Here is a 19360-nt window from a genome sequence, read left to right as displayed (position 1 = left end):
CATTTCATCAAACAAAATAAAGGAAAAGAAGGGAAAAGTTCCCGATTCCTAGTTATAAATTGACTCAATTATTACTTTTGAAACTTATGTCGGAAGTACAGCGAAGGAAATATTCTCAGGAAGAGAAAAACACCATCTTCGATGGAGAGTTTATGCCACACATAGACTCCATGTACAATTTTGCCTATCGACTCACCTTTGATGAGGATGATGCGAAAGATCTTGTACAGGACACCTATCTCAAAGCTTATCGGTTTATCAATTCCTTCGAGCAAGGAACCAACGCCAAAGCTTGGTTGTTTCGCATCCTGAAAAACAGTTTTATCAACGAGTACCGTAAGAAAAGTAAACAGCCTGCCAAAGTAGATTATCAGGAAGTTGAAACTTATTACAACTCTGATGATGTTCAGTATCAAAGTACTACTGATCTGCGTGCGGATTCTGTCAAAGATATGCTGGGAGATGAGATCTCCAATGCATTGAATAGCTTGGCAGTGGATTTCCGTACAGTGATCATCCTTTGTGATCTTGAAGGCTTTACATATGAGGAAATGGCAAAGATCCTGGATATTCCGATCGGAACTGTAAGATCCAGACTTCATAGAGCAAGGAACCTATTGAAGGAAAAACTGAGAGGTTATGCCCAGAATATGGGATATAATACGGAAGAAGAGGAGGAAATATAATCAGAATTACACATGGCAATGAATGAAGAAACATCCGGTGCAAGAAAGCTGAAATGCGATGACACCAGCAAATGCTTTGAGCTGTTAGAAAGCATTCTGGACGGGGAAATGGATAACTCCAAAGAAGTCCTGAAAGAGAAGTTGGCGAAATGTCAGCCTTGTTTTGAGCATTTTCACTTAGAGCAGGCTATCCGGGATGTGTTGAAAACAAAGTGTACCAAGCAAGAGGTACCGAATGAATTGGCAGATTGCATTCGCCAAAAAATTCAGGAGATCAAGTAATTTATGACCCAAGGCAAAGCCATCATTTTTTCTGCACCCTCCGGTTCAGGAAAAACTTCACTCGTCAGACATCTGATCCAAAAAATCCCAAACTTGGGATTTTCTATTTCAGCATGTACCCGCGACAAAAGAGGAAGACATGAAGTACATGGCAAAGATTATTACTTTCTCTCTCAGGAAGAATTCAAAAAAAAGATTGATGAAAATGCCTTTATAGAATGGGAAGAAGTCTATGAAGGGAATTTCTACGGAACCCTCAAAGAGGAAATCCAGCGCATCTGGGACTCAGGCAAAGCCGTTATTTTTGATGTAGATGTAAAAGGAGGCTTGGCTCTCAAAAAATATTTTGGAGAGCAGGCTTTGGCAATTTTTGTAAAAGTGCCCAGTCTGGAAGTGCTAAAGACCAGACTTAACGACCGGGGAACGGAATCTGAAGAATCATTATCCAGAAGATTATTCAAGGCTGAATTTGAGGCGAAATTTGAACCTCAATTTGATGTGACCATCGTCAATGATGACTTTGCGGTATCCTCAGCAGAGGCAGAGCAATTAGTCGGAGACTTTTTAGCTAAGTAGAATTTTGAAAATCGGACTCTATTTCGGCTCCTTCAATCCCATCCATATCGGTCATCTTATCATTGCCGATACCCTTCATGACCGGACAGACCTTGATCAGGTTTGGTTTGTGGTAAGTCCCCAAAACCCATTAAAAAAACGACAGTCGCTGATTCATGAATTTGATAGACTGAGAATGGTAGAGCTCGCCATAGAGGATAATTTTCATTTCAGAGCTTCAGATGTGGAGTTTGGAATGCCTAAGCCGAGCTATACTATCGATACCCTTGCCTATTTGACAGATCAATATCCACAGCATCAGTTTTGTTTGTTTTTGGGTTCGGATAATCTCGTGCAACTCAAGCGCTGGAAAAACTACCAGATGATCTTGGACAATTATGAGATTTTTGTCTATCCAAGACCCGGGGAAACCACAGTTTTTGAGCATCCGAATATCAAACTCATCGATGCTCCTTTATTGGATATTTCGGCAACTTTTATCCGCAAATCTATTTTAGCCGGCAAATCCGTCAAATACCTGCTTCCCGATTCAGTGGAAGATTATATCAGGGATAAGAAGTTGTATTTGTAAGTCAGGACTACCTAAATCCAATAAAACCTTGGAATAGGGCCTAGTTTTTGTTTTCTTGAAGTCAAACCCGGTAGCCAAACATTTTTTCAATCATCAAAAAAGACTTTAATGAAAAAACACACCTACGGAAGTGGGTTGATCGGCAATTGTGCTTATATCGCCCACGTAGAAAAGGACACGAATATCAGTTGGTTGTGCCTACCTAGATTTGATTCGGATTTTATTTTCGGAGGAATGCTTGATAGGGAGCGAGGAGGGCAGTTTACCATTCTTCCAGAATCTGGGGATTTTGAATCTACTCAGGCCTACCGGGAAAATACCAATATCTTGGAAACCACGGTAAGCTATGGGGATAGTAGCTATAAAGTCACTGATTTTGCGCCTCGGTTCAAAAACTTTGACCGCTACTATAAACCCTTGATGCTGATCCGAAAAATAGAATCGATTCAAGGTTCGCCTAGGATAAAGATCAAATGTGAGCCAGTGACAGATTATGGCAATCTGAAATTAACTCCAAGTCTGGGAAGTAATCACATCCGCTACATGGGAATTGATCAGGAACTCAGACTGACCACCAATGCTCCCATGAGCTATATTATGGATGAAAAGGCCTTTGCGCTTCATCGTCCGATCTACTTGGTCCTTACTTATGGAAGACCTTTGGAAGCTCCAATTGAGACAACTTCCGAGCGCTTTCTTCATGCCACCACTGCCTACTGGCAGGAATGGGTGAAGTCTACCAGCATACCCAACTTTCATCAGAAATTGGTTTTGAGGTCTGCACTCATCTTAAAAATCCATCAATACGAAGATACTGGGGCTATTATCGCGGCTTCGACGACCAGCTTACCAGAAGCTCCAAACTCGACCCGAAACTGGGATTACCGCTATTGCTGGATCCGAGATACCTATTATACCTTGACTTGTTTCAATAGCCTGGGACACTTCGAGGAGCTGGAAAAGTATTTCGAATTTATCCATAACCTTAGGCCTGGCGCTGACGGAAGATATCAACCGCTTTATTCCATTACTGGGGACTCCTTGTTGACAGAGGAAATTTCTGATTTGGATGGATATCTGGGGAATAAGCCCGTTCGCTTTGGCAATCAAGCCTATACCCATATCCAAAATGACCTGTATGGTCAGGTTTTGGTTTCGCTTTTACCGCTTTATTCTGATCAGCGATTTACGGAGGAGGAGAGGAGTAATTCGAAGCCAATGATCATGAATCTGTTGGATAAGATTGAGGCGACCATGAATGAAAAAGATGCCGGGCTATGGGAGTTTAGAAACCTTGCCCAAGAGCATTGCTATACTTTTCTCTTCCATTGGGCGGGAGCAAGTGCCGCTGCTAAAATCGGGATCCGACTAAAAAGCGATGACATGTATCAAAAAGCAATTTATCTGCGAGATGAAGCTGCCAAAAAGATAGAGTCCTGCTATTTGCCAGAAAAGAAAGCTTATGCACAAGCGGTAGGTTCAACTTACATGGATGCTTCTACCCTCCAGTTGATTACCATGGGGTATTTTGGAGATGATCTGGAGCGAGCCAATGAACATTTGAAAGCTTTGGAAGAAGAGTTGCTGGCAAAAGATTTCCTCTTTTACCGATACAAACACATGGATGATTTTGGGGTACCAGAGACTACTTTCCTTATCTGCGCATTTTGGTATATAGAAGCTTTGGCTTGTGTAGGAAGAATCGATGAAGCTGTGGAAGGCTTTGAAACTTTGACCAAATACTGCAATCATTTACAGCTGTTCTCAGAGGATGTAGACCAAAAAACCGGCAGCCAATGGGGAAATTTCCCACAAGCTTATTCTCATGTGGGCTTGATGAATGCCGCTTTCCGAATCGGTAAAAAATTGGATAGACCAAATTTCTTATAATTGATTAAGACCTTCGAGGTTCTCAAAACCTCGAAGGTCTGTTTTTTGGAAAGCCTTTATTTTTTAAATGGCATTTAAGAACTAGTACAATACTTGTAGCTTCATCTGTTTATTAATTATTGTTTTCTATGAATATTCAGAGAATCACAAGGCTTCTTTTAGGTTTTTGCATTTCCCTAATGGTTGTTTCCTGTGCATCCAATCCTTACAAAAAAATCAATAAGGAATACCGCAAGAATGTCAAAGAGGTAGCAAAAGCATATTTAGAAATCCCACAGACGAAAGAAGAACTGAATTACGATACGCTCAGCATCACAGATGAATGGGTTGGAACCACGAATTTCAGCATTCGTCGCCCCAATTTTGTAATCATTCATCATACTGCTCAGGATTCCTTAGGTCAAACCATTTCCACGTTTACCAAAACCAGCACACAGGTCAGCTCTCATTATGTGATCGGAAGAGATGGTACGATCGTCCAAATGCTCAATGATTACCTTAGATCTTGGCATGCAGGTCGAGGTAAATGGGGAAATGTCACAGATTTGAATTCCGTATCCATTGGGATTGAATTGGATAATAATGGTTTCGAGCCTTTTTCCGAGGAGCAAATAGCAAGTCTTTTGATTCTCTGTAAGCGGTTGAAGTGGAAATATGGAATTCCAACAGCCAATTTTATTGGTCATTCAGATATTGCACCTTCCCGAAAAGTAGATCCGAATAAATATTTCCCATGGAAGAAATTGGCTGAGGAAGGATATGGTTTTTGGTACGATGAAGAGGTGGTTTACCCTCAGATAAATCCATTGGATACCAATACTTCCATTCCTTTGCAAAGCAGTGATTCATTGCCTCTAGATGCTTTTGATCCGGTTATTGCTCTTCGAATTATCGGCTATGATGTGAGCAACCCAGCCTTGGCAATCCAATCCTTCAAATTGCATTTCGTTCAGCAAGAGGTCAGTTCAGAATTGACGGATCTAGATATCAGAATCTTAAAAAATCTATATAAAAAATACCTGTAGGATTGTCTACAGGTATTTTTTGATAGAGGCATTAATGTATCAGTCAGCCAATTTATGAAGCAACTGTCTTACTTGCTTCACCGATTTAATATTGTAATTGGCTTGGGTATATGCGTATCCAACTCGGATTGAATAGGCATTTTTAGGCATGGCCTTAAAGGTATCTTCATCTGTCCAATCATCTCCGATTGCCAGGATAAAATCAAAGTCATGTCCTTTCATCATGGAAGTTGCGGCTCTGCCTTTGTTGATATCAGGTCGCTTTATTTCCAAGACCATATTTCCTTCCAATACCTGTAAGTTATGTCCTCTGGCCATGTATTTCAAGTGGCTGAAAAGCTCTCTCATTCTCAGGTCTCCTAAGCCACTTTCCACTTTTCTATAGTGCCAAACCAAAGAATGGTGTTTTTCCTCAATAAATGCCCCAGGGGTACGTAGCACATAATATTCCATCACATTTCTGATGTCTTCCTTCCAGCTATCATCCACTTCAGCATAGAGCTGCCAATCCTCTTCTTGGTCTTTGAGATGTACCCAAACTCCATGCTCTGCGATCATGTCGATATTTTGACCTGCAAACCATTTTCCGAGGGTGTCTTTATCTCTCCCTGAAATAATAACTACCTGAGCTTTTCCACTCAGATCTTTCACCAGACTTTTTAACTCTGCATCAGGAACTGCATCTTGAGGATTTGACTTGAATCCTGTCAATGTGCCATCGTAGTCCAAAAAGAAAATCGGGTTCTTGGCCTTTTTAAAGCTTGCCTGAATTTCATTGATGACTTTGGCATCCACATCTTTGGAGGTAAGTTCGGCTTGCTTGGCCTTAACATGGCCTACCCGATCCATAAAGACTTTTACCCACTGGAATACATCATATTTCTTGAGGCTTTCCTGCATAGATGCGATTCGCTCTTTCTGTTCTTCCTCCTTCATGGAAAGGGCTTCATAGATAGCATCTACGACACCTTGCCTGTCATTTGGATTCACCAAAATAGCATCTTGAAGCTCTTTGGAGGCTCCGGCCATTTCAGAGAGAATCAATACACCCGTTTGGTCATTTTTACTGGCGACAAATTCCTTACACACTAGATTCATTCCATCCCGAAGAGGAGTGACCAAAGCAATGTCTGACATGCTATAGAAAGCACTCAGTTCCTCGAAAGGAAAGCTTCTGTAGAAATAATGCACAGGAACCCAATCTAGGGTTGAATACTCACTATTGATTCTTCCGACCAATAAGTCAATTTCTTCTTTGAGTTCTTTGTAGGACTGTACCTTGTCTCTGGAAGGAACCACAACCATAATCATGGAGACCTTGCCACGGAGTTCTTTATGCTGCTTCAGCAATTGGTCAAAGACATGAATCCGCTGAGGAATTCCTTTGGAATAATCCAGTCGATCGATGGTCAAAAGAAGTTTCTGATCCCCGACTTTCTGACGGAAATCCTTGACTATATTTTGTGTTTTTCTGCTTTTAGCCTGCTTCGCAAACTTGTGATAATCAATTCCCATTGGGAATGAATCCACATTTATAATTCTGTTTTCTGCTTGGATATAGCCGCTTTCGCCTGACATTCCGGTAATTCTACCTACTGCACTGAGAAAATGCCGCATATCATCATAGGTATGAAAACCGATCAAATCAGCTCCGCAAACACCTTCGAGAATCTCCCTTCTCCAAGGAATCATTCGGATAATCTCATAGGAAGGAAAAGGAATATGCTGGAAAAATGCGATAGTGGCATCTGGTAATATCTCACGAAGCATTTGGGGTAAAAGCATCAGCTGATAATCATGCACCCAAATGGTATCATCGGGATCTGCTTTTTTGACAATGGCATCACAGAATTTTTGATTCACCCGGACATAAGCCTCCCAATGCTCGGGATTGTAAATCATGTACTGGGTAAAGTAGTGAAATGCCGGCCAAAGTGTTTCATTGCTGAAACCTTCATAAAACTGTTCTACATCTGTTTTAGTAAGAAAGACAGGAGCCATTTTTAGATCATAAAGCTCCAAAATAATCTCAGCTCTCTGCTCGGCATCATCTACGGTATTTCCGGGCCAGCCAATCCAGATATTTTCTCCTGATTTATAAATCGAATCCAATCCTGTGGCCAATCCTCCGGCGCTGGGTTTGAATTCAAATTTGCCGTTCCGGTGTCGTAAACTGATAGGTAAGCGGTTGGATACTATAATGGTTTTTGCCATGGGTGGTTTGCTAGTTAAAAAACGAGAATGAAATAAAATCCATTCAAATGGGCGTATTCCAGAAGATAGGGAATATCCCTGTGATATAAAACAAAAACAGGGCTAAACCCCCCTTTGTTAACGATTTCTTAGGATTTTGATAATTTTCGGAAAGGGTATGAGCAAAAAAAAGCAGCCCTAAATGAGCTGCTTTCCTTTATTTTGCCTCTGCCAATCTTTCTGGCTTTGTACTGATATTTTTCCAGATAAACTCTCCGATGGACAGTCCCTGGGAGACTCCATAATCTATAGCTGGCATATAATGGATTCCTCCATAAAATCTGCTGATTGCAGCCTCCTTATAAGCTTGGCTAAAGGAATTATACTCTCTAACAGGTAGACCGTAAGCTACTTCCGAACTGTCAACCAAATGGAATTCATCCCCGAAAAGTTGTCCTAAAGTATAGCCAGCTGCTGATGAAGCAACACTGTGTCCACTTGTATGCTCTGGGAAAGGTGGAGTCTGCAAAAGTGGAACCCATTCCTCATCTATGTATTGATTGATATAAGTTTCCGGTCTGATCAGGTTGCTGCGATATTTTTCATCCCAACAGGAAATAAATGCCTCATTTAGGGCAATTCCTGTCAGAGCAAAAGTTTCGGCTGTTCCTTTCCAGTCTTTGCCTGCCGCTTTACTTGCAATAGATGCAATGCTCATCCAATGACCACCGGGAGTGATTTTCTTCTCGGCAAACATCACATGGCCTTTGACATTCATTTTGTAAGGATTGCAATCCCAAAACAAAGCGATTTCCTTTTGTTCTGTTCCGGCATTCACAGCAGCATCATAAACCTGCTTGGCAGCATTGTAGAATTCCGATCCTGGCTCAATAGAGAATGGAGGTGGAGCAAGTGGTTTGAACTGTGCCGCAGAATCCAAAACAAAAGTTCTGATTTTGTTCCAATGAGGTTCAATCGCCTCCATGTAAGCAGGTGGAGTTGGCTCCCAAGTGCCAAATTCTCCAGTCACTGTGTACTTTGGAAAAGAACGGCTCTGATGGTAATTGTCTTTAGAGGAGTACGCTTTGATTGCGTCTCCAACTTCTTTGCCGAAGGCAATAGATGCTTCAAATACATCCTCTGGAATACCTTTTTCTTTCAATTCGGCATAGGCTGCATCTCTATGCTCATTCATCATATCCTCAGAGAAGATAAGTCCGGTTCCTACATAATAGTAGGCTGCCAAAGATGCCAAAGGCAAGTAAACTTTTTCAGAAGGATTGAAAGTCGTCTTTTCAGAACCATTTAACTGGCCTAACAAAGACACATAATTTGGATCTGCTGCTGCAGCAACCTCATAAGCTGCTAAGCTGGAATAAGAATAAATTCTAGCCGCAACTGGAGGAGAAAAGATGTCGTGGATAATTACTTCAGTAATTCTATTTTGGGCATTGCTGAGATAAGTTCCGTCCGTAATTACGTTGGAATAATCAACTTTCTCTTGACAGGATATTACAGTAATCAGCAAGCAAAGACTTGCTATGATTTTTATAAAACGCATGATATTTACAAGTGATAGGGTAGTAATAGACCGTAAATTTAAGATAATCAGCGGCCAAGCTCAAACTTTTTAACGTTTGTTCTGATTCGTTTGGGTGGTCAAAAGTATTGGAAATTAACGATTTTGCAAATATTGAAGGGCTTCAATTAAGGGATTTTGACCCAATAAGGGACAGATGAATTTGGAGCTGCCAACAAATAATTTCCTCCACTAACTGAAATAGGACGGATTCTTCTGATTTCTGATTGATTTGGAATATCAGAGTTCAAATTTATTTTCTTCCAAGATCCTCCCTGATAATTCCAAGATTGGAAAGGTAGGCTGTTTGTTTTTCCAAGATCAACCCTGAATCCTGAGAAATTCCCAGCCAAATGCAAGGTTTTTTGGTTGTCATCCCAATACATATCCATGACAGGAGACCATTGAACCGAACTAGGAAATGGCTCGAATACAAAACTTCCATTTTCTTGTTGGAAATAAACCCCAGACCTCAATTCAAAAACCGGATACTTATTAGCTGCATTCAATGCAGGGCTAGGAAATAATTCTTCTGGCTTGGAGATCCTGGAATAATCAGCATAAGAGCCATGAAGTTTTTTGATTCCCGGAATCTGTTTTATCAGATCGTCTCGGGTTGCAAAAGGAACCAGCTTGTTCTCCATGTAATGAAAAATCAATGGATCAGCCTGTCCATTTCCATCAAAATCTGCATGGTAAAGCCAAAGTGGATTTTCATAACTCGCTTTCAATTTTGAGTTTTCTCCCAGATTCCCTGTTAAAATATCAGGACGACCATCACCATTTATATCAGCGATTTTTAAAGATTGGATCCATCCTGCTGATCTTTCTAAACCAGGAATCGAAGTCTCTTTCAAGCGATTATCGCTGGTCAATTTAAATACTCTGATTGGCTGCCAATCTCCAGTAAGGATCAATTCCTCGATAGAATCCCCGTCAAGGTCAGCCCAAACTGCTGAATTGATCATGCCCAGATTGCCTTCAGTTCCCATCCAGTCACTAGTTTCATCCCTGAATTGGCCATTTCCTAAATTGATCAACAAGCTGCTTTTTGGTGAAGCTCCATAATCTCCCGCAACAACCGAAGCACCCAGAAACAGATCTAGACCCCCATCTCCATCCACATCATGGATTGCGATCGTGGAGGTGTTTTCTCCTATAGGAGGCAGGGCATTTGGAATAAACTGAAATTGGCCATTTCCTTTACCAAAGTAGATTCTGTCGAAAAGGAAGAGATTACCTGGATCATATTCATTGCCGCCACTTCCCACGATCAAATCCATCAATCCATCTTGATTGAAATCTGCGAACTCAGCAACGACATCCTCCGCCTTGGCAAGTTGCTGGAAAATAGGATTGGAAACTGCTTCGAACTCACCTGAGGATTTTTGAAGGTAAAGAACTCCAGGCTGATCTTTAGCACCTCCTAAATAGACATCCTCTAATCCATCAGAATTTACATCTGCTACTGCCAAAGCAGGGCCTAAAACCGAAAAAGAACGTGGTATCAAATACTCTCTTTTGACTTCATCCACTTCTGTCTTTTCTTCATGCATCCAGTCAATGGATGGGAATTTTTCCTCTTTTGAATTTTGGGTAGAAGAAGTTACAAAAGCTTTTCCTCTTCCTTTTTCAAGCGTTACTTTGCTATTTGTCTTAAGATCAAGAAAAACTTCTTTTTCGCCTTCTGGCCATTCAACCCAAACAGAATCGATCTTTTCAGAATTTCCTAATCCAAAAACCAGCTCTGGACTAACTGCTGATTGGAAGCCACGACTATTCCCAACATACTGTGAAAAAAGTTGATCGCCGCTGAAGACAGTCACTTTGGATCCAATACCGAATTGATTAAAAGCTTGATTTTCTAGGGTAACAGAATGAAAGTTATTCCCAGATTTTTCTGAATGATTTTTATAGACAAAAGCAGGTTGATTGAGGTTATTTAGAATTAAATCCAGGTCACCGTCATTATCCAAATCTGCGTAAGTCGAGCCATTGGAATAGCTTGGTTGATCCAATCCCCAAGCACTTGCTTTGTTTGTGAATTTTAATTCCCCAGTATTCTGGAATGCATAATTGGACAGCTTAACTGTTGGCAGCATGTCAATCTGGGTTTTCCTCAACTGCTCCATCGAGCTGTTCGGGTCCACTTCTTGGCTATACTGGATAAAATCCAGATCATTAGGTCGCTTGACGATTCCATTTGTCACATGAATATCCGAGAGACCATCATTGTCCATGTCGAAAATCAATGGCGACCAACTCCAATCTGAAGCTGATACCCCTGCAAACAATGCCAATTCACTGAAATCCCCATTTCCAAGATTGACCTGCAAGTGATTTCTCACATATTGATCATTGTATCCAAATTGCTTTTTGATCTGATAAACTTCAGACTTATCCTCTCCAACTGATTTCATCCAGATTTCAGGGTTTTCAGGAAGCATATCTGTTGTGAAGATTTCCGGCATTCCATCTCCATTCAAATCAGCCAAATCATTTCCCATACTATACCGGCTGGTATTGGCGATTTTGTCTTCTAAGGATTCAAGGAAAGTTCCGTTTTGCTGATTGATATAGAGGTAATCATTTTCGGTGAAATCATTGGAAACGTAAATGTCAGGCCATTCGTCGCTGTTGAAATCAGCTACCCCAACACCCAGTCCAAAACCTAGGATACTGGAATAAATTCCTGATTCGACTGTCACATCTTCAAACCTGTTTTCACCTTCAGCTGCTAGATTTTTGAAAAGTTTATCTCCTTTCTCATCGGGAGTTTGGCGGGTAGAAGCTTTGGAAAAAACCTCAGGCGATTTGACGGAATGATTAAGTAAGTACATGTCCAAATCTCCATCCCGGTCGTAATCAAAAAATACAGCTTGGGTGCTGAATCCAACGAAATCAAGGCCATATTCTGATGCCAAATCAAGGAAGGTTTCGTCTCCTTGATTGATATAAAGTCGGTTTTTGCCTTTTATGCTTTTGTAATCTCCGACCTGCGAAACGTAGATGTCCAATAATCCATCTCCGTTGACATCGGCCATCGTGACTCCAGTAGACCAGCCATTTTCGCCTGTCACCCCGGCTTTATCTGTGATATCTTCAAACTTAAAATCCCCTTTGTTGAGGTAAAGTTTGTTTGAAACTTGGTTGCCAGTAAAATAAAGATCTATTAATCCATCATTGTTGATGTCTCCGGCAGCGACGCCTCCTCCATTGTAGAAATACAGGTATTCGAGAATATTAAATTCAGGCGTGGAGGTCAGGTTGTTTTCAAAATTGATTCCTGTTTGTTCAGAAGGTAGGAGTTCGAAAAGCTTGGTCGCTTGTTCGGTTTCTTTTTCACAGGAAAAGAAAGCACAAGCCAAGACCAGTAAACCAAGTGATTTAATTCTCATTTTACTTATTTGTAACCTTCCAAATTTCAGCTGTACCGCTGTTTTTAACAATCAAGAATTGATCCTCGTCTAGCTTGTCAATAGCCCGGATATCTCCTTCCAGCTTCATTCCGTGCTGGGAGTTTGGCCAATAGGTAAATGTCCCATCACCATTTCCTAGTAGGATTTCACCATAGCTGGCATCATATTTTCCGACCTCAGGTTTCGCTTGTGTCAAGTTTCCTCCAAGGATCAAATCCAAATGCCCATCTGCATTGAGATCTGTGGTTTGAATTGCGAAAATCCAGGATTTCTGAGCCATTCTTGGCAAAGCATTCCACGTGAATTTTCCATTTCCTTCATTGATCAGAATTCCGGATGCCAATTGATTTATTTGGTTGCGGATAGAATTGGCAATGGCATCCTCTGGGAATAAATCCGTCAGCATTTCATTGTTGTAATTGCTATACCGCATGTATTTTTTCCGGATACCTGGCACTTGCTTTTCCAGTTCATGCTTCAAAGTATAGGGGACCTGCAAGCCATCATTTTGGCGGGTAAAGATGTGTTCCACCGCTCCATTTTGATCAAAATCATTTAAATACATTGAAATTGGATGCTCCGAATCAGTTTTGAACCGGGTGTTTAAGCCATGATTTCCAAGAATCAAATCAGGTTTACCGTCTTCGTTAAAATCTCCAACAGCCAGACTTCTATACCAGCCTTTTAGGGATTCCATTTCCGGCATTTCAATCAGATCCAGTTTATTTCCTGTGTTTCTTAGGAAAGTTGGCGCCATCCATTCTCCCACCAAGATCAAATCCTCTTTTCCATCCTGATCATAATCCAATACTGCGGCATCTGTTACCATGCCGATTTCTTTGAGAGCCGGTGCTATTTGATCCGTTTGATCAGTAAAACTTCCTGTCCCATCATTGATCCAAAGTGTACTTGAGGCAGGAGCTCCGTAAACAAAAGGCACCAATCTTCCCCCCATAAACAGGTCCATCGCTCCATCGGAATTGATATCCAAAACTTTTATGACAGAACTGCTTCCTAAAACTGAAGCAAATCCGGTGTTTTGTTTTTTCTCGAAATTCCCTTTTCCGTCATTGATATAAATTCGATCCATCAGATCAGGCGAACCCAAACCGGATTCATTTCCGCCCGAAGCAACAACCAAATCCAAAATCCCATTTCCGTTTACATCAACAAAAAGTGCGTCAGTATCTTCAGAAAGAGCATCTATGGCAAAAGCAGATTGCTCAGATAGTTTAAAGCTGCCATCCCTTTGTTGCAGGAATAACTTACCAACAAAGGTTTTCGCACCTCCCAGGTAAAGATCTTCTAAACCATCTCCATTCACATCGCCTTTGGCAAAGGCGGGGCCTTCTGTTGAAAGCATGTGGTAGGTAAGTCGATCTCGGTCAAAATCAACCATTGGATTTTCCTGATGTGTAAATTCCAATTTGGAAGCTGTTTCTTTTTCGAAGAAATCTCCGGCTGGTTTTTCAAAAAAATCAAAATTATCAGGCATCTCACCAGCTTCATTCCAGTCCAGTTGGATCAATTGATCGGCTGAAACGGATTTCATTTGTGTGAATGAACCATCAGGCCAAAGCACATTGATTTCATCAACTGAGGAAAGCTCCCCAAGCCCTAAAGTCAATTTTGGATCCACAGATGATTGGAAGCCACGGTTTGGCATTTGTTCCATATAGAACTTTTTGTCTCCGGCTTTGACAAGTATCTGTGTACCGATTGCTTCCGTGTTTTTACCTTTTCCTTTCAGCTGCAACTGTAGGAAATGATGATTTGGGAAAAATTCACGGGTATCATTTCTGAATAATAGCGCTGGATCATTGACATTATTCACCACAAGATCCAAATCCCCGTCATTATCCAGATCTCCGTAAGCAGCGCCATTGGATTGAATCGGTTCTCCCAATCCCCAATCATTTGCCTTATTCTCAAAATGCAAGTCTCCTAAGTTGTGATAAGCATAATTAGAGACAGGATTAATTGGAATCGGATCAATCAGAGCTTTGTAATCCACTCCTTCTTGAGAAATGATTTTGATTTTGGTCTCTTCATCGTCGATGAAATTCAGGTAATCCAGATCGGTGATGTCTTGGTAAATTCCATTGGCAACAAAAAGATCTTTCATCCCATCTCCATCCATATCAAATATCAAAGCTCCCCAACTCCAGTCAGTAGCTTCTACATTTGCCAGTCTTCCCATTTCACTAAAGCTTCCGTCTCCATTATTGACATGAAGCATGTTTCGGGAGAATTGATAGTGGTATCCGTGAGTTTTATTGAACTGGAATTTGTCCCAGTTTTCAAAAGTCGTTACCTGCTTCAGTCTTGTAGGAATCTCAGGTAGCATGTCAGTCACAAAGATGTCCAAAAGCCCATCCCCGTTGATATCTGCAATATCAGCACCCATGGATGCAGCACTGATAGATCTCATACTGGATTCCAAAGACTCTGTGAAAGTTCCATCTTGATTGTTGATGTAGAGGTAATCTTTTTCGAAAAAGTCGTTTGAGATAAAGATATCCGGCCAAGTATCCTGATTGACATCTCCGATAGTAATTCCCAGTCCAAAACCGATTATTGATCCAAAAATCCCCGCTTCTTCGCTGACATCAGTGAAATTTTCACCATCGTTTCTGAATAATTTATCCCCACCTACAGCGTCTCTTTTTGGACGCTCATTTTGCATCTTGTTGAAGCTTCCGATAGCCTCGTAGCTGTTGTTCAATAAATAGACATCGAGATCTCCATCCTTATCATAGTCGAAAAAAACCGCATGGGTGGAAAACCCCTGATCTGCTAAACCATAAGTTTCAGCTTGTTCCGTAAAGGTTCCGTCTCCTTTGTTGATGAATAATTCATTTTTCTTGTTGTCACCAGCGATATCTCCGGAGTTGCAGACATAGATATCCAAAAAACCATCTCCATTGACATCCGCCATTGCTACACCGGTACTCCAGGCACTTTTACCAGCCACACCAGCTTGATCAGTGATGTCCTCGAACTGGAAATTTCCTTTGTTCAGATAGAGTTTGTTATCGCTTAGATTGGCTGAAAAGTAAATATCGAGCAAGCCATCGTTATTGATATCGCCCAAGGCAACGCCACCTCCATTGTAGTAATTTCGGTAGGTGAAGATGTTAAATTCCTCATCAAAAGAAAGGTCGTTTCTGAAATCTATTCCTGACTCCTTAGGGTCTATCTTTTTGAATAGGGTAGTTTCTGACTTTTGCTCTTCTTGGCAGGAGAACAGAACGGAAGACAGGAGTAAACCAACAATTATTTTTCTCATGATGGGTCTGCTTCTAGTTCTTCTTGTACTTTCAAATCCAAAATCTCAGCTCTGACAATAGAAAGGTGTTTTTTGAAAATCCTGATCCTTCTGTTGCCGTCAACTTTGACAAATGCGATTTGACTTTTGTCTTCATTACTCACTTCGATAAAACCTTTTCCATACCATTTTTCAAATAGCTGGAGCACATCTTCCCTCAATTTTTCCACGGATAATTCCTCATTCCACGGAGCCCAGCCTTCGTATGCAAACTCCACTGGCATCATATAGATTTTATCATTTTCAAACTTAGGGTAAAACCTCATTTTTGCTGCATTTCCTGAAGGTAATGGAGCATCGTATTCCACACTTAATTCCGTTGGTCCATTAGTCAGGATGCCTTTGCTGTTTAGCTCCCAACATGTTTCAAAGAAATCTTTTCTGGACATTCCCAGTTCCAACCCGAGGAATAATTCTTTCACTTCTTTTCCTGACGCCAATTCTTCCGCGACCATCTTTTCATAAGGAGTCTGGCAAGCGCTAAGGCACAACAAGAGAAGAAATCCTAAACTAACGAATCTTGAATGCAATTGTATTTTCATTATTTCTCAAAAAGAGTAAATGATCTTCATTATTAATGCGGACTGATAAAATGTCCCGAATCTCACCAGGGACATAAATTCCGCTATTTTCCGGAAGTAAAACTTCCCACTTATTTTCTTTTGATTTTTGAAGCACCCAGGAAAAACTTCCCATCTGGCTACCAAGTTCAGGTTTGATCTTGCTTTGATTTCCACCAAAGATCAGGAATTGTCTGCCCTCTAGATCCTGAAAGGATTGAATGGCATATACCGGTGCAGATTGGATTTCCTGTGGCAATTGGAGTTTTTCAAAGGTACCATTGCCTTGATTCACCCAAGCGCTTGTACTTAAGATATCTGCTTTCAAAATTAAAGAATTTGCCAAAACTTCTTTTGGAAAGAGCTCTTGCAAACTCTTATTCTGGTAAGAAGCGTAGGTTGGCAATTGTTTCTTTAATGATGGCAGCTGCTTCAATAAAGTATTTTTCATCAGCCAAGGAATAGCCTGCTGACCGTTTGAGCTGACCAAAATCGGATCTAAGGATCCATTTTGATCAAAGTCATTGATGTAGAGTTGAAGTTGCTTTTCAGGCGAAGTTTTCAATCGGCTATTGAGGCCTAGGTTTCCAGCTAAAATATCGGGTTGACCATCTCCGTTGATATCTTCTACTTGCAAAGTGTTCCAAAGACCATTTGTTTCGGCAAATCCAAAATCAAGAGTCTTTTCTTCAAACTTTCCATTGGATAATGTGAAAATCCGAATTGGCATCCATTCGCCAGCCACAATCAATTCTGGCTTACCATCCGCATTTAGATCTGCCCAAGCTCCTGCTGTAAGCATTCCGATTTTGGAAAAATCGAATCCGAAAGAACTGGAAACGTCTTCAAAATTACCTTGTCCGTCATTCTTCCAAAATGAGATGGATGTTGGTAAACCATAAGCAAAAGGAATTGATCGATAGCCAAATATTAAGTCCTCATCACCATCCAAATCAAAATCCTCCGAAAGAATGAATCCAGTTGGTTGAGTTGGGAAATTGGTTTCAGTTTCTTTCAGATTTCCTTTTCCATCATTTAGGTAGAGACGGTCTTGGTATTGGATCGCGCCATTTGCAAACTCGATTCCACCAGCACCAACGATCAGATCCGGGTAGCTGTCTCCATTGGCATCAAAGAAATGCGAAACGACATCCTCAGCTAAGTTGTCTTTTGAAAATAAGTCGCCTTGAACCGGCTTAAAATCACCATTCGCATGCTGGATCATCAAACTTGAGCTTTGGCCTTTGGCACCTGGAAGAAACAAATCTTCTAATCCATCTCCATTAATATCCGCAGCAGCGGCCTGAGGACCTTCGTTACTGATCATCCAAAATCGAAGCCGATCCCTGTCAAAATCTATAAACTCGCTTTCCTCATGGGAGAAAGGAATATTGTAAGTCGACTTAGTGAATAAAGAATTTCCTGATCTACTAACTGGTGGATTGGTTGCGAGACTAATTTGTTTTAATCCAATCGTTTGGTTTGCCGCAATTTCTTTGAAAAGACTGATTTCCCCATTAGACCACTTGACCTGAATGGAGTCAACCTTGGTGGCATCCCCCAAGCCAAAATGAAGTCTGGGATCGACAGACGACATGTATCCTTTGACTGGCTGAAATTCTTGATAGAGCTCTTTGTTCTGGATGAAGCAAGTTACCTGAGCCCCAAATTCCTGTCCCAAATCAACTGTTAGGTAATTTGAGTTCCCGCCTTTTTCTCGTGTGTTGTTTTGATAGATATAAGCTCTTTCGTTCAGGTTATTGATGACCAAGTCCAAATCCCCATCGTTGTCCAAATCTCCATAAGCTGCTCCTGTGCTGAATGTCTTTTGCGAAAGCCCAATGGAATCAGCGAGATTTTCGAACTCCCAATTTCCCAAATTTTTGAACCAATAATTCTGCTGCGGATTGGAAGGAAATTCATCAATCATTTTGGTCAAAAGAACAGAGTCTTTTCTATAACCTTCGACTTTTTCCTGATTGTTTACATAGAAGTCCACGAAGTCAAAATCAGTCAAATCTTTAACGATCCCGTTGGCAACAAATACATCTTTGAGACCATCGTTATCCGCATCAAAGATCAAAGCTCCCCAACTCCAATCTGTCGCTTCCATGCCTGTTTGCCGGGATACTTCAGAGAATATGGGTTTGTTTGTCTCTGGATTGAATCCAAGATTTCTTTGAAGCGTGTTTCTAGTAAATTGATGATGGTATCCAGCTTTGATATTCGCTTGGTATTTATCCCAATCTTCAAGTGGAGTTTTTGTTTTGACCCGTTCCAGTTTTGCAGGAAGCATTTCAGTGACAAAAATATCCGGTCTACCATCATTGTCGAGATCGGCGATATCTGCACCCATGGAGCCCATGCTGAGTTCTGAAATCAAGTCTGGCAATTGTTCGCTGAATGTACCGTCCTGATTATTGAGATAGAGGTAATCGCGCTCGAAAAAGTCATTGGAAACATACAGGTCTGGCCAGCTGTCGGCATTGAGGTCGGCTACAGTGACGCCGAGCCCATAACCAATCGCACTTCCAAAGATTCCCGCTTCTTCGCTTACATCTGTAAATTTCTCTCCCTCGTTTCTGTAAAGTTTGTTTCCTCCCGTTTCATCGCGGATTTCTCTTTGCCCTTCACGTAAATCGAAAACACCCACTGATCGGGTGGAATTGCTAAGAAGGTAAAGATCGAGATCTCCGTCTTTATCATAATCAAAAAATACGGCATGTTGGGAAAGACCTGCATCATTCAACCCATAGGATGTAGATTTTTCGGAGAAGGTCAGGTCACCGTTATTAATAAACAATTCATTGTGTCTTTTGGCACCTCCTGGAGGTCCTGATTTGCAAACAAAAATATCTGTTAATCCATCGCTGTTGATATCAGCCATGCTAACACCGGTGGACCAGATGTTTTCAGATTCCAGTCCAGCCGAAACTGTAATGTCTTTAAACTTTAGATTTCCTTCGTTGAGGTAAAGTCTATTGGAGGTTTGATTTCCAGCAAAAAAAATATCGATCAAACCATCTTGATTGATATCAGCGAGTGCCACTCCAGCACCATTGTAAAAATTTCTAAATGTATAAGGATTGACTTGTTCGGTGTAATTCAGATCATTTCTAAAACTGATTCCAGATTCCTCTTCAGAGAGTAATTGGTATAGGGGGATTTCTTTCCTGTCTTGTTGTGAGCAGGAAATCGATAAAAGGGTTAGAAATAGGATGTAAGTCCTAATTTTCATGGGGTTTTGAAAA

General features: G+C 41.0%; 12 protein-coding genes. 6 read left to right on the top strand and 6 right to left on the bottom strand.

Features of this window, described 5'->3' with window-relative positions; all coding sequences use genetic code 11:
* The first annotated feature begins 86 nt into the window (after window positions 1–86).
* The 6 genes from J0A69_RS00610 (at window position 87) to J0A69_RS00585 (ending at window position 5030) form a co-directional block, all read left to right on the top strand.
* A complete protein-coding gene (locus J0A69_RS00610; RefSeq protein ID WP_206584571.1) occupies window positions 87–686 on the top strand; it encodes a sigma-70 family RNA polymerase sigma factor in 600 nt (199 codons plus the stop codon).
* A gap of 12 nt (window positions 687–698) precedes the next feature.
* Window positions 699–968 carry an anti-sigma factor gene (locus J0A69_RS00605; RefSeq protein WP_206584570.1) on the top strand — a complete coding sequence of 90 codons (270 nt, stop codon included), beginning with the start codon at window positions 699–701 and terminating at the stop codon, window positions 966–968.
* A gap of 3 nt (window positions 969–971) precedes the next feature.
* A complete protein-coding gene (gmk, locus tag J0A69_RS00600; protein WP_206584569.1) occupies window positions 972–1544 on the top strand; it encodes a guanylate kinase in 573 nt (190 codons plus the stop codon).
* Window positions 1545–1548: 4 nt separating this feature from the next.
* Complete coding sequence (gene nadD / locus J0A69_RS00595) at window positions 1549–2115, top strand: nicotinate (nicotinamide) nucleotide adenylyltransferase (protein ID WP_206584568.1); 567 nt, start codon at window positions 1549–1551, stop codon at window positions 2113–2115.
* A gap of 108 nt (window positions 2116–2223) precedes the next feature.
* Entirely contained in the window at window positions 2224–4005 is a 1782-nt protein-coding gene (locus J0A69_RS00590) for a glycoside hydrolase family 15 protein (protein ID WP_206584567.1), read from the top strand.
* A 128-nt stretch (window positions 4006–4133) separates the two neighbouring features.
* Window positions 4134–5030, top strand: coding sequence for an N-acetylmuramoyl-L-alanine amidase (locus J0A69_RS00585; RefSeq protein ID WP_236032560.1), 897 nt, complete (start codon window positions 4134–4136; stop codon window positions 5028–5030).
* Window positions 5031–5069: 39 nt separating this feature from the next.
* On the opposite strand, the gene J0A69_RS00580 is transcribed toward J0A69_RS00585, so the two are convergent.
* The 6 genes from J0A69_RS00580 to J0A69_RS00555 all read right to left on the bottom strand — a co-directional run bounded on the left by J0A69_RS00580 (window position 5070) and on the right by J0A69_RS00555 (window position 19347).
* Window positions 5070–7244, bottom strand: coding sequence for a bifunctional alpha,alpha-trehalose-phosphate synthase (UDP-forming)/trehalose-phosphatase (locus J0A69_RS00580; RefSeq protein WP_206584566.1), 2175 nt, complete (start codon window positions 7242–7244; stop codon window positions 5070–5072).
* A 196-nt stretch (window positions 7245–7440) separates the two neighbouring features.
* Window positions 7441–8784 (bottom strand): vanadium-dependent haloperoxidase, encoded by a 1344-nt coding sequence (locus tag J0A69_RS00575; protein WP_206584565.1) that lies wholly within the window; start codon window positions 8782–8784, stop codon window positions 7441–7443.
* A 146-nt stretch (window positions 8785–8930) separates the two neighbouring features.
* Window positions 8931–12200: a VCBS repeat-containing protein gene (locus J0A69_RS00570; RefSeq protein WP_206584564.1), complete on the bottom strand. Its 3270-nt coding sequence runs from the start codon at window positions 12198–12200 to the stop codon at window positions 8931–8933.
* A 1-nt stretch (window position 12201) separates the two neighbouring features.
* Window positions 12202–15510, bottom strand: a complete 3309-nt coding sequence (locus J0A69_RS00565; protein ID WP_206584563.1) for a VCBS repeat-containing protein — start codon at window positions 15508–15510, stop codon at window positions 12202–12204.
* Entirely contained in the window at window positions 15507–16091 is a 585-nt protein-coding gene (locus J0A69_RS00560; RefSeq protein WP_206584562.1) for a hypothetical protein, read from the bottom strand. The genes J0A69_RS00565 and J0A69_RS00560 overlap by 4 nt, the downstream gene beginning before the upstream one ends.
* Window positions 16060–19347, bottom strand: a complete 3288-nt coding sequence (locus J0A69_RS00555; protein WP_206584561.1) for a VCBS repeat-containing protein — start codon at window positions 19345–19347, stop codon at window positions 16060–16062. Before J0A69_RS00555 ends, J0A69_RS00560 begins: the two co-directional genes overlap by 32 nt.
* Window positions 19348–19360: the final 13 nt, after the last annotated feature.

The sequence above is a fragment of the Algoriphagus pacificus genome, assembly GCF_017254845.1.
In the GTDB taxonomy this organism is placed as follows: domain Bacteria; phylum Bacteroidota; class Bacteroidia; order Cytophagales; family Cyclobacteriaceae; genus Algoriphagus; species Algoriphagus pacificus.
The sequence above is the reverse complement of the archived record's forward strand: the minus strand, read 5'-3'. Positions and strand labels throughout refer to the sequence as shown.

Bases quoted from the DNA above. Each gene is read 5' to 3' on its own strand.
- J0A69_RS00555 (WP_206584561.1), bottom strand. From the start codon at position 19,347: ATGAAAATTAGGACTTACATCCTATTTCTAACCCTTTTATCGATTTCC.
- J0A69_RS00565 (WP_206584563.1), bottom strand. From the start codon at position 15,510: ATGAGAAAAATAATTGTTGGTTTACTCCTGTCTTCCGTTCTGTTCTCC.
- J0A69_RS00560 (WP_206584562.1), bottom strand. From the start codon at position 16,091: ATGAAAATACAATTGCATTCAAGATTCGTTAGTTTAGGATTTCTTCTC.
- J0A69_RS00605 (WP_206584570.1), top strand. From the start codon at position 699: ATGGCAATGAATGAAGAAACATCCGGTGCAAGAAAGCTGAAATGCGAT.
- J0A69_RS00575 (WP_206584565.1), bottom strand. From the start codon at position 8,784: ATGCGTTTTATAAAAATCATAGCAAGTCTTTGCTTGCTGATTACTGTA.
- J0A69_RS00570 (WP_206584564.1), bottom strand. From the start codon at position 12,200: ATGAGAATTAAATCACTTGGTTTACTGGTCTTGGCTTGTGCTTTCTTT.
- J0A69_RS00580 (WP_206584566.1), bottom strand. From the start codon at position 7,244: ATGGCAAAAACCATTATAGTATCCAACCGCTTACCTATCAGTTTACGA.
- J0A69_RS00590 (WP_206584567.1), top strand. From the start codon at position 2,224: ATGAAAAAACACACCTACGGAAGTGGGTTGATCGGCAATTGTGCTTAT.
- gmk (WP_206584569.1), top strand. From the start codon at position 972: ATGACCCAAGGCAAAGCCATCATTTTTTCTGCACCCTCCGGTTCAGGA.
- J0A69_RS00610 (WP_206584571.1), top strand. From the start codon at position 87: ATGTCGGAAGTACAGCGAAGGAAATATTCTCAGGAAGAGAAAAACACC.
- J0A69_RS00585 (WP_236032560.1), top strand. From the start codon at position 4,134: ATGAATATTCAGAGAATCACAAGGCTTCTTTTAGGTTTTTGCATTTCC.